The sequence below is a fragment of the Paraburkholderia sp. C35 genome (genome assembly GCF_003121405.1).
In the GTDB taxonomy this organism is placed as follows: Bacteria; Pseudomonadota; Gammaproteobacteria; order Burkholderiales; family Burkholderiaceae; genus Paraburkholderia.
In genome coordinates this window covers 58,424-70,277 of sequence record NZ_QBUY01000017.1, presented here as the reverse complement: position 1 = coordinate 70,277, position 11,854 = coordinate 58,424, and the positions used below count along the sequence as shown (strand labels likewise).

Annotated in this window: 9 protein-coding genes; 4 read left to right on the top strand and 5 right to left on the bottom strand. The window is 64.7% G+C overall.

Going from position 1 to position 11,854, the window contains the following annotated elements; translation table 11 throughout:
- Positions 1-224: 224 nt before the first annotated feature.
- From DK391_RS13760 to purT, 3 genes are all read right to left on the bottom strand, one after another.
- Positions 225-596 (bottom strand): MliC family protein, encoded by a 372-nt coding sequence (locus tag DK391_RS13760; protein ID WP_109478525.1) that lies wholly within the window; start codon positions 594-596, stop codon positions 225-227.
- Between the two features lie 61 nt (positions 597-657).
- Positions 658-834 carry a DUF6726 family protein gene (locus DK391_RS13755; protein WP_343225417.1) on the bottom strand — a complete coding sequence of 59 codons (177 nt, stop codon included), beginning with the start codon at positions 832-834 and terminating at the stop codon, positions 658-660.
- A gap of 66 nt (positions 835-900) precedes the next feature.
- On the bottom strand, positions 901-2,115 hold the full coding sequence (gene purT / locus DK391_RS13750) for a formate-dependent phosphoribosylglycinamide formyltransferase (protein WP_109478523.1): 1,215 nt from the start codon (positions 2,113-2,115) through the stop codon (positions 901-903).
- A gap of 265 nt (positions 2,116-2,380) precedes the next feature.
- Between purT and DK391_RS13745 the strand changes: the two genes are divergently transcribed.
- Together DK391_RS13745 and DK391_RS13740 are read left to right on the top strand one after the other, a co-directional pair.
- Positions 2,381-2,989 carry an META domain-containing protein gene (locus tag DK391_RS13745; protein ID WP_109478522.1) on the top strand — a complete coding sequence of 203 codons (609 nt, stop codon included), beginning with the start codon at positions 2,381-2,383 and terminating at the stop codon, positions 2,987-2,989.
- Positions 2,990-3,125: 136 nt separating this feature from the next.
- Positions 3,126-7,067, top strand: a complete 3,942-nt coding sequence (locus tag DK391_RS13740; RefSeq protein ID WP_109478521.1) for a DNA translocase FtsK — start codon at positions 3,126-3,128, stop codon at positions 7,065-7,067.
- Between the two features lie 132 nt (positions 7,068-7,199).
- Here DK391_RS13740 and DK391_RS13735 read toward each other — a convergent pair whose 3' ends face one another.
- Positions 7,200-8,357: a lactonase family protein gene (locus DK391_RS13735; RefSeq protein WP_109478520.1), complete on the bottom strand. Its 1,158-nt coding sequence runs from the start codon at positions 8,355-8,357 to the stop codon at positions 7,200-7,202.
- A gap of 380 nt (positions 8,358-8,737) precedes the next feature.
- Between DK391_RS13735 and DK391_RS13730 the strand changes: the two genes are divergently transcribed.
- Positions 8,738-8,893 (top strand): DUF3096 domain-containing protein, encoded by a 156-nt coding sequence (locus tag DK391_RS13730; RefSeq protein WP_109478519.1) that lies wholly within the window; start codon positions 8,738-8,740, stop codon positions 8,891-8,893.
- A 202-nt stretch (positions 8,894-9,095) separates the two neighbouring features.
- On the opposite strand, the gene DK391_RS13725 is transcribed toward DK391_RS13730, so the two are convergent.
- Complete coding sequence (locus tag DK391_RS13725) at positions 9,096-9,341, bottom strand: hypothetical protein (protein WP_109478518.1); 246 nt, start codon at positions 9,339-9,341, stop codon at positions 9,096-9,098.
- Positions 9,342-9,584: 243 nt separating this feature from the next.
- Here DK391_RS13725 and DK391_RS13720 point away from each other — a divergent pair, with 243 nt between their 5' ends.
- Positions 9,585-11,693, top strand: a complete 2,109-nt coding sequence (locus tag DK391_RS13720; RefSeq protein ID WP_109478517.1) for a glycoside hydrolase family 15 protein — start codon at positions 9,585-9,587, stop codon at positions 11,691-11,693.
- The last annotated feature ends 161 nt before the right edge of the window (positions 11,694-11,854 follow it).

Genomic DNA, 11,854 nt, shown 5'->3' with positions numbered 1-11,854 from the left:
GGACAAGGATGATCGAAGACGATGACAGCCGCGCCAATGCATCGAAACGGGGCGCGGCCTGTGCGTGGCACACAGCTTACTACCGGAGGCCAAAACGTGTCGTCGCGCGGGCGCGTGGCGGACAACGGTGCCTGCTGGGTTAAAGATAAGGTTGAAACGTAGAAGAAAGCCTGGCGTTACGCGGCGCTGCGTCACGAACGGTGCGCGCATGCGTCAACCGAATATCAACGGACGATCGTCACGCAATCGGAAAGCAGCGGCGGCGCATCGTCGCCCTGCATGGCGTCGTAGAGCGTGGCCTGCGGACCCTTGGTCCACCATGTATAGCTGCCCGCCTGATACTTCGCGCCCGAGCCGGACAGCACGTTGACGAACAGCATCTGTTTGCCTTTCACGGGCAGCACCGCGAAACTCTGACCGTTGGTTGCGTTCAGATACGTGACCTGCACGATGCGGCCCGTCGCGCAGGTGTATTTCTGCGTCACGCGGTGCGCAGTGCGGATATCGGGCAACGGCAGCAACTCCGCCGCGCGGACTGCGCCTGACGTCGCGAACCACACCAGCACGCCCAGCCATGCACCCCACCTTCTGCTCATCGAATGCCTCGTATGCGGATGCCCTTTCGTATGACTGCGCGCCCCTGCCGAAGTTTGCGAATCATGGATCGATCACGTCGGCGCAGGCATCGGGCGGGGCGGCGGCCACGTGGCCGACCACGGGCACGATCTTCAATCCCGCCGATGCGACACGGCATGGCGCAGCGGCCAGCCCGCAGCCGCCGAGCGCCGTCGCCAGCAAGACGGCCGATGCGACCAGCGCGATGCGCCGCAAGATATGCCTGCCTGACTGCTCTGCTTTCACTGCACCGCTCCTCGCCGCTGCGACTTCACACCACCGCGCCTATTTCGCCGACACCGGCTTGACCGCGCCGGCAGCCAGCTTCGCACGCTGCAGCGCTTCGCCGATGTCGCCGCCCGTCGCCAGCGCAACACCCATGCGGCGCTTGACGAAACTCTCCGGCTTGCCGAACAGACGCAGATCCGCGCCCGGCACGGCGAGCGCCTGCGCGACGCCTTCGAACGCAATGCCCTCTTCGTCCAGCCCGCCGTAGATCACCGCGGATGCACCCGGCGCACGCAGGGTAGTATCGACGGGCAGGCCGAGAATGGCACGCGCATGCAATTCGAACTCCGAGAAACGCTGCGACGCGAGCGTCACGAGCCCCGTGTCATGCGGACGTGGGCTCACTTCCGAGAACCATACGTCATCGCCGCGCACGAAAAGTTCCACGCCGAACAGGCCGCGACCGCCGAGCGCCTTGGTCACCTTGTCGGCGATATCGCGCGAGCGTTCGAGTGCGAGCGGACTCATCGGCTGCGGCTGCCACGATTCGACATAGTCGCCCGCGACCTGCACGTGACCAATCGGCTCGCAGAAATACGTGGCCGTCTGCTGGCTGGTGGGATCGATTGCGCGCACGGTCAGCTGTGTGATCTCGTACTCGAAATTGATAAAGCCCTCGACGATCACACGGCCATGATTCACACGGCCGCCTGCCAGCGCGTACTGCCACGCCTGCTCGACGTCCGAATCGCTGCGCAGCACCGATTGCCCCTTGCCCGACGACGACATCACCGGCTTCACCACGCACGGATAACCGACTTTCGCGATGCCCGCCTTGAGTTCGTCGATGGAATCGGCGAACGCGTACGGCGAGGTGGGCAGGCCGAGTTCCTCGGCGGCGAGGCGGCGGCTGCCTTCGCGGTTCATGGTCAGCTGCGTGGCGCGCGCCGTCGGGATCACTTCGGCGACGCCTTCCGTTTCGATGGCCGCGAGCGCATCCGTGGCGATCGCCTCGATTTCCGGCACGATCAGATGCGGCTGCTCTTTTTCGACGAGTGCGCGCAGCGCCTTCGCGTCCGTCATGTCGATCACGTGCGCGCGATGTGCGACCTGATGACCCGGCGCGTTCGGATAACGGTCCACCGCGATCACTTCGACGCCAAGCCGTTGCAGCGCGATGATCACTTCCTTGCCGAGTTCGCCTGCGCCGAGCAGCATGACGCGCGTAGCCGAGGTCGAAAGCGGTGTGCCGATGCGTTGGCCGATCTGCATGGAAGCTCCAGAAAATTTTGACAAAAAGCGTGTTAATGAATGACTGCGGCGATGTTAACATGCGCGGCCCCTGCGGCTGCAGCCGCCGCGTGCCGATAACCCGTGCTGGGGACCGTGCTTTTTCGCGCGCCGCCGCGCCCCGCGGACGCCCGACGAACGCGGTGACGTTTTGCCTTATGCGTTTCGGCAGCCGCGTTTGCGCTCGCATGCTGCCAGCGTAGTGCGATACCCTTACGCCTTCGCCAGTTTAGAGAGGAACGACGACATGCAGCCCACGTCTGCCACGCCACGCGACGCGCGCTCGAGCGCAACCCCCGACGCATCGTCGCCTGCCCCTGACGCAACGGTGCGCGCGTCGCTGCGCCGGCACGTCGGACGTGCGCTGGCCGTGGTGTCGATGGCAGCCTCCCTGTCGATGCTCGTCGCCGCCTGCTCGATGCCGAAGCATCTGGACTCCGAAGCCCCGCCACCCGACCCATTCAACGCCGCCGCCACGCAACTGCTCGACAACACCGACTGGCAGCTGAGCAGCTGGAAGCTCGCGGCAGGCGGCACGCAGGACGTGCCCGGCAGCGCCGGCGGCGAACCCATCACGCTGGTGCTGTCGACAGAAACGGGCCTGCGCCGCGCGAGTGGCTTCTCGGGCTGCAATCGCTACACGGGCACCTACATGCTGAAAGACGGCAGGCTGAGCTTCGGGCCGCTCGCCGGTACGCGCATGGCGTGCGCGACGCCGGGCGGCAAGATCGAAGGCGCGTATCTCGACGCGCTTGCCCATGTGTCGCGCTCGGGTGTCGATATGCGCAAGCCGCAGCAACTCCAGTTGATCCTCGACAACGGCGACACGCTCGTGTTCGCGCGGCGCGGCCAATGACCGTGAGCCGTGTGTGCGTCGACGCCGGCCGGGTGCAGCGCCCGCTCGTGGATGCGCGGCGCGGCAACCGCCTGCTTTGCCCAGTTAAACTCGACGGGTCGCGCGCACGCGCATCCGTCATTCGTTGATGTCTAGCATGCAAACGGTAGTTTTCGGCTGGTTCGGCGCTTCCGCCGTCTGGTTTCTTCCTCTGGTGTGGCGTCTCGTGAAGTCCGCGCTGCCGGGCGGCGTGGGCCTGCGCGGCCCCGGCACGATCCGGCTGTGGCTCGGCTTTCTGTGTGTGCTGACCGCGAGCTGCACGCTGGAAGCAACCCTTGTCAACGTGCAGGGCATGAATGGCCTCGGGCATGCGCTGTCGACCGGGTTCACGCATCTGATGGGCCGCGTCGCCACGCCGCTCGTGATGCTCGGCCTGTTCGCGATCTCGCTGCCGTGGCTGATCGGCTTCAGGTGGTCGTCGTTCGTTGCGTGGGCCAATGTGGCATTTGGCCTCGGGCTGTCGCGTAGCGCGCGCGAAGACGAACCGCGCAGCCACTCGCGCGTAGCCACCGACACGACGCCGTCGCACAGCAGCGCGCCCATCAACACGATGGCGCCGAAAACCAATGGACGCTATGCGCGGCCGACCGTGTGGCGGCCGCCTTCGATGAAACGCGCTGCGGGTGCAGCAGGCGCCGCAAGCGCCGCTGGCATGACGGCCGAAGCGATGGCGACGCCAGTTCACACACCGGCGGGCACGGGCGGATTTGTGCGCAACGCAACTGCTGGCTCGACGGGTACCGCAACGGCAAGTCACGCGTCCGCCCAGCGGACCAGCGCACCTGCCTCGTGGGCGCCCGCCGAACCGGTCGCGCCTTCCGGCTGGCTCAACCCGGAGCCGGTCCGAACGCCGCCGCGCGAGGTCCCGCCCGCGACAATGGAAGCCGCTCGCGTCGCGGCCACGCCGCCAACGGTATTTGGCAGCACGGCGGCGCTGCAGTCGTCGAAAGCGGCAGCCGCCAATGCAGCGGCACGCGGTGCAACGACGAGTCCAGCCGTGACATCGGCGCGTTCGGCGGCCTTGCGTGCGGCGACCCTGGCGCACATGCGTCAGTCGGCGTCCGTCGGCACGGCTGCGACGGCTTCGCAGACCCGGCGCACGGGTGCGCAGGGCAGTTCGTCCGCCATGCGCGGCGCGGCGCCGAATCTCAAGGTGCCCGCTTTCACGCGTGCCAATGCGCCCGCTCATGCGTCCGCGCCTTCACCGCTTCATTCGCCCGCTCAGTCCGCTGCGCCGGCGTCGAGCGTGCAGGAAACCTTGCGCAGCATCGAAGAAAACGCGGCGCGCTGGACCACGCTCGCAGGAGCGAGCCTTGCACGTCGCACGGCAAGCGATCCGGCCAGGGTCGCTGATACTCGCAGTGCGCCCGCCAATGCGCCGGCGTCTATCGATGCGGTAGTTCCGCAAACGGCGTTTGTTGCGAGCGCGGCTCATGCTTCTGGGGTGACGGCGATGCCTGCCGTCGTGGCGGGCGCGGCGGCTGTTGCTGCCGTCGATCAGGCTGTGTCGGCGCTCGAAGCGGCGATTGCCTCGCAGGCCGCGCCTATCGCGGAACCGGCTGCCGCTTTGGATCCGCAGGACGAGTATGCGCATGACGAGAAAGCCGATCAGACTGCGTCGTCGGCGCTGGTCGTGGAGCCGACGGCTCCGCTAACGCAATTCGTCGAGTCTGCGCCGCAAACGCCGGCTGCGACCGCTGAGCAAGCTGTCGCAGAGCATCTTCAACCGTCCGTTCAACCGGAACCGGTGAAGACAGTCGAAGCAGCTGAGCCAACGCCCGCTCCTCACGTTGAACTCGCAACGCCTGCACAGCCCGTTGAAGTCTCGACGCCCCAGCCTGTCGGCGAGATTTCGGTGCCTGTTGCGCAATCCTCGCCAGCCGATTCGCTTGCAACAGCTGAACCGATTGCGACAACACAACACGACGAACCGAAAGCCGAAGCGACCCAGCCCGAATTGCCAGCACAAGTCGCTGTTGTCGAGCATGCGCCGGTCGCACATGTGTCGGAGTTCGCAGCGCAGCCGGCACCCTGGGACGAACCGGCAACGGTCCTCGTGGACGAAGTCGCAGCTGAGCCGGAGGCTCTAGCAGCGTCTGCCGCGCCTTGGGAAGCGATCACGCAGTCTGTTTCGCTACTGCGCGTCGCATCGGCGAATAGTCCGTCGATGCAGCCGCTTCACGATTCGGATTCAACCGCGTTCAGTGATGACGATCCCGTCGAGCCGCTCGAACCCGTCGCCAGCGTAAGCGCCGCTGAAGAAACGTCGCACGATGAATCGCCGGATACGCCCGACGCGCCTTCGAACATCGTGCGCTTCCCCGGTATGACGACGCATGCGCCCACGCACGCACCCGCGTTGCATGTGGCAAACGAACCCGAGCCTGTGCAGCAGCAAATCGAACACAACGCTGCGCCCGACGCCCAAGACGCACTAGACGCACCAGACAACACGCAGCCCGACGCCCAGCCATCAGCACCACCCGCCGCCGCGCCCCGCCCTGCCGTGCGCGGCCACAGCGGGCCCGCTTTCGAATTCCACGCGCCGTCGGCCTCGCACATCGAATTGCCCTCTCTCGATCTGCTCGCGCCCGCCGCGTCCGATGCCGAACCCGTCAGCGAAGAGAGACTCGCCGAAACGGGCGCGCTAATCGAACAGCGCCTGCAGGAATTCAAGGTGCCCGTGACGGTGGTCGGCGCGTCGGCGGGGCCCGTCATCACGCGCTTCGAAGTCGAGCCGGCACTCGGCGTGCGCGGCAGCCAGATCGTCGGGTTGATGAAGGATCTGTCGCGCGGTCTCGGTCTGACATCGATCCGAGTCGTTGAGACGATTCCGGGCAAGACCTGCATGGGTCTCGAACTGCCGAACGCGAAGCGTCAGACGATCCGCCTGTCGGAAATTTTGGAGGCGAATGTCTATCAGAAGTCCACGTCGAATCTGACGCTCGCGATGGGCAAGGACATCACCGGCCACCCCGTCGTCACCGATCTCGCCAAGGCGCCGCACATGCTGGTGGCGGGCACGACGGGTTCGGGCAAGTCGGTGGCGATCAACGCGATGATCGTCTCGCTGCTGTACAAGGCGACGCCCGCAGACGTGCGCATGATCATGATCGACCCGAAGATGCTGGAGCTTTCCGTGTACGAAGGCATTCCGCATCTGCTCGCGCCCGTCGTGACCGACATGAAGCTCGCCGCGAACGCGCTGAACTGGTGCGTCGGCGAAATGGAAAAGCGCTACCGGCTGATGTCGGCTGTCGGCGTGCGTAATCTGCAGGGCTTCAATCAGAAGATCCGCGACGCCGCCGCCAAAGAGAAGAAGATCGGCAATCCTTTCTCGCTGACGCCGGATGCGCCCGAGCCGCTGTCGCCGCTGCCGCTGATCGTCGTCGTGATCGACGAACTGGCCGACCTGATGATGGTCGCGGGCAAGAAGATCGAAGAACTGATCGCGCGTCTCGCGCAGAAGGCGCGGGCGGCGGGCATCCACCTGATTCTCGCCACGCAGCGCCCTTCCGTCGACGTGATCACGGGTCTCATCAAGGCGAACATTCCGACGCGCGTCGCGTTCCAGGTGTCGTCGAAGATCGACTCGCGCACGATTCTCGACCAGATGGGCGCCGAATCGCTGCTCGGCCAGGGCGACATGTTGTTCCTGCCGCCCGGCACGGGTTATCCGCAGCGCGTGCACGGTGCGTTTGTCGCCGACGAGGAAGTGCACGCGATCGTCGAGCATCTGAAGCAGTTTGGCGAGCCGGAATATGTCGAAGGGATTCTGGACGGTCCCGCGACGGATGGCGGCGCCACGCAGGATCTGTTCGGCGAGACGCCGGATGCGGAAGCCGATCCGCTTTACGACGAAGCCGTCGCGTTCGTCGTGCGCACGCGCCGCGCGTCGATTTCGGCGGTGCAGCGGCAGTTGCGTATCGGCTATAACCGCGCGGCACGGCTGGTGGAGCAGATGGAAACGGCGGGCCTCGTGTCGGCGATGGGCATCAACGGCAGCCGCGAAGTGCTTGCGCCGGGACCGGCAGAGTAAGACGTTCCGAAGCAAACAAAAAGGCCGCAGCGAGTTCGACAGAAAAATCAGAACCCGCTGCGGCCTTTTACTTTTAACAAGCAACGCACGATTGCGCGAGACGGCGCCCTGCCCTCTCTCACGCCGCCATCATCACGACGGCGACACCCACTTGAAGTCCACGGGCGAACCGATATCGATGCGCTTCGGGTTCGCTTCCAGCATCCCGCTTTCCGGATCGCGGCGGAACACATACGCGGTATCGCTGTTCTGATTGCCGACGATCCGCCACTTCCCGGTCGGATCGATCGAAAACTCGCGCGGCGATTTGCCGAGGCTCGACTGCCGGCCGACTTCACGGATATGCCCATTGGCGGCATCGACTGCGTAGATGACGCTCTCGTTCGCGTCGCCGCGATTGCTCGCGTACAGGAAGCGCCCATCCGGCGACAGATGGATCGCCGCCGCGCCGACCTGCCCCTTGCAGCCCGGCTTCGTCATCGGCACGACCTGGAGTTGCGTCAGCTTGCCGTCGTCATAGCTAAACACGGTGACGGTGGCCGTCAGTTCGCTCGTCAGATATGCGTGCTTGCCGTCCGCGCTGAACACGAGGTGACGCGGGCCGGAGCCGGCTTTCACGTCCGTGTAGCGCTTCTCGGTCGGACCTAACAGGCCGCGGCTGCCGTCGGGTGTGTAGCGGTACGCGTAGAGCTTGTCGGTGCCGAGATCCTGTGCGAACAGATACTTGCCGTCCGGCGAGAACACCGTGGAATGCACGTGCGCGTTGTCCTGGCGCCCCTTCACGGGTCCGCCGCCGTCGTGATGCACGGTCAGCACCGACGCGCCGACCTGTCCATCTGCCTGCAACGGAAACACGGCGAAGCTGCCACCCGGATTCGCGGCGACCGAATAGTTCGCCGTCGTCAGATATTTGCCATCGGGCGAAATGCTCAGATAGCACGGATCGTTACCATCCGACGACACACGATTCAGGAACGTCAACTGCCCGCTCTTCGCATCGAAGCTGAAAGCGCTGATGCCGCCGCGCTGATCGGCGGGACCGTTGTCGCCGGGCTGCTCGTTGACGGAATACACGTAACGCCCGTCACGCGATGCGATCACGTACGACGGATTATCCGTCTTCGCCGACGACACCTGGGTCGCATCGCCCGATTTCGTGTCGAAACGATAAACATAAATGCCTTCGCTCTTCGGCCCTGTATAGGTACCGACGATCAGATCGTAGACGCCGTCGGCGGGCACTGCGGCCGGGCCTTGAGCGAAAGCCTGCGTAGCGGCAATCGAAACCATCAGTGTCAAACCTCTTATGATCGAACGGGCGGACAGACGCGCGCTGTGATGCAAATTGAAAGACTGTGGCACGGCACACGCTAAGGCTCGTGTACGACGCTGCATGACGACCTCCTGGCGAGACGGTTATTTGGTTCGTGTGTGTCGCTGGTCTGCCGCGCGGCTGGATCGAAGCGTGCCGTGGTGTCTGACGGATGCATGACGATCGTGGCCCTACGCATTACCGCATGGCAAGGCGAGCACCGCCAATCGTCGATCTCGTATTTGGGGCAAGTATAAGAGCGTTGTTCGCGCTCGCACAGTCACATCGGCGAGCGCAGGCATCCGGCAGCCTGTCTGCCGCCATCGTCAAATCGAACAATTCGAACAAAGGAGTCGCCATGAACATTCATCTCACGCTCGGCCCGCTCGTCGCGCTGATCGCCGGCATTCTCATTCTGATCATGCCGCGCCTGCTCAACTTCATCGTCGCGCTGTATCTGATCATCATCGGGCTGATCGGGCTGTTTGGCGTCGGTGTCACGGCGCACTTCTGACGGCGCTTGCCAGCGTTTTCCTGATCGCCATTCCTACGTTCGCTGCGCGCGGGCGGGCGCACGTGCTTTCGACGCGTCCATACGGCGCGCTGAAAGCACGAACGGCCACGTGCGGGCCGCTTGTCGCGGTCCGCGTGAGCTTGATCCTGATTGTCCGTGTGCTGTAGCGAATCCCGGCTGCGGCCGAAGAACGCCTGTCGCGTCAGCCGTTCGACAGCTGGTCGAGACGCCAGCGACCCTGCAAGGACAGCCCACCGACGGCATAATGTCCGTCGGCTTCGCTGTAGCGCTTGAAGCAGGCGCGTTCGATCAGAAATGCGGCGGCCGTTTCCATCCCGTTGCGCGAGAGGCCGAGCGTGCGAAAGTCGAGTGGAAGGAGCGAATCGTCAGGCAACTGACTCGCGGCGGAGAGAATCGTGATGCAGTCGGATTTCGACGGGTTCAGCATGGCTTATCCTCGAAAACGGCGTCGTGGCTGCATCTTGCAACACCGGCCGCCGGTGGGCTGCGATTCATCAGAAGTCACGTCTAAATCCGATTGTAAGCATCAAAAAATCGGATTGCCAATACCCTGGAGTTCGCGCGCCTGCGACCGAGTAACGCATCGCGCAAGTCCGGTAACCATGACGCTCGCGCACCGTTTTGCGGCACGCGGGAGCGTACTTATTACACGCTGACCGAACGCTTTACCATGCCCGCACTTATCGAAGACTATGCACTCATCGGCGACGGCCACACGGCTGCGCTGGTTTCGCGTGATGGCTCCGTCGACTGGCTGTGCTGGCCACGTTTCGACTCGGGCGCGTGCTTCGCCGCGCTGCTCGGCACCGAGGACAACGGCCGCTGGATCATCGCCCCTGCAGAAGACGTCGAAGCGGACACCGCTCGCGACAGCAAGACGCCGCCCGACCCGGCACGCGACGATGCGCGCGCGCGACCCTGCGACCAGCCTGTGCCGCGCCAGGCCGACAAGCCCGCTAGTACATCTCGCCCGGCCCGGCGCGAAGAACCGGCCGATACAGGCGCCAAGGCCGAAGCCAATGCCGCTGCCAACGTCGCACCCGACAGCGACGAACCGGCCATGCAATGCGGCTTCGCCCGCGCGACACGCCGCCGCTATCGCGGCGAAACGCTGATCCTCGAAACCGCCTTCGAAACACCCGACGGCGCCGTCACGCTGATCGACTTCATGCCGCCCGGTAATGGCTGGTCGGAGATGGTTCGCATCGTCGTCGGCAAACGCGGCACCGTGAAGATGCGCATGGAACTGGTGCTGCGCTTCGACTACGGCTTTTCGATCCCATGGGTCAGCCGTCTCGCCGACGACAGCGGCGTCAAGGCGATCGTCGGTCCGGATACGGTCGCGCTGCGCACGCCCGTCGATCTGCGCGGCGAAAACATGAAGACGGTGGCCGAGTTCACCGTGTCGGAGGGCGAGCGCGTGCCCTTCTCGCTCACCTACACCGAATCGCATCTGCGCATTCCGCCCGTGCGCGACCCGCATTCGTCGCTGGCCCGTGCCGAGAACTACTGGCTCGAGTGGTCGGCGCGCGGCACCGTCGAAGGCAAATACGCCGAACCGATCCGCCGCTCGCTGCTGACGCTCAAGGCGCTCGCCTACGAGCCGACGGGCGGCATCGTCGCCGCGCCTACCACGTCGCTGCCCGAGCAGATCGGCGGCACGCGCAACTGGGATTACCGCTACGTGTGGCTGCGCGATGCCACCATCACCCTGCTCGCGATGATGCGCGGCGGCTACTACGACGAAGCGCGTGCGTGGCGCTCCTGGCTGGGCCGCGTGATGGCGGGCTCGCCCGAGCAGTTGCAGCTCATGTACGGACTCGCGGGCGAGCGGCGTCTGCCGGAATTCGAAATCGACTGGTTGCCGGGCTATGAGAATTCCGCGCCCGTGCGCATCGGCAACAACGCGGTTGGACAGCTGCAACTCGACGTGTACGGCGAAGTGATGAACGCGCTGCATCTGGCGCGCGTCGGCGGCCTGCAGAACGACGAGACCGCGTGGAACGTGCAGTGCGCGATGCTGCGCCACCTCGAAACCATCTGGCAGGAACGCGACGAAGGCATCTGGGAAACGCGCGGCGGCCGCCAGCACTTTACGTTTTCGAAGGTGATGGCGTGGGTCGCGTTCGACCGCGCGATCAAATCGGCGGAAAAATTCGACCTGCCCGCGCCGCTCGAACACTGGTACGACGTGCGCGCGCAGATTCACGCCGACGTCTGCGCGAAAAGCTGGAATGCGCAACTCAATGCATTCACGCAGACCTACGGCGGCGACGAACTCGACGCGAGTGTGCTGCTGATGCCGCTGCTGGGCTTTTTGCCGCCGTCGGACCCGCGCATCGCGGGCACCGTCAAGGCCATCGAGAAAGACCTGATGCACGACGGCTTCGTGATGCGCTACCGTACGACCGAATTCGACGACGGCCTGCCGCCCGGCGAAGGCACTTTTCTCGCGTGCAGTTTCTGGATGGTCGACAATCTCGCGCTGCAAGGCCGCATCGACGACGCGCGCGAGATGTACGAACGGCTGCTGTCGCTGGCAAACGACGTCGGCCTGCTGGCGGAGGAGTACGATCCTGTCGGCAAACGGCTTGTCGGGAATTTCCCACAGGGGTTTTCCCATGTGGCCCTTGTTCACACCGGCCTGAACCTGATGAAACACGAGCAGGAGATGGCGCACGCCACCGGTCAACCGCCCCACGACGGCGAAGCCGGAGAAGGCGGCCAGCTATCCGCTGGCACGCCTGATGCTGGTATGGAATCGTCACCCGTTATCTAAAGAAAGCGGACGAAATGTCGATGACCTGGGTATGACACGCGATGAGTGTGCTAACGCACTGTTGTTGCATTGCACAAATCGTATGCCTTCTATATCATCAACCGAACCAGACGGCCGATAATCGTCGCCACCAACAATTCCACACGTAACCAGAACCGGCC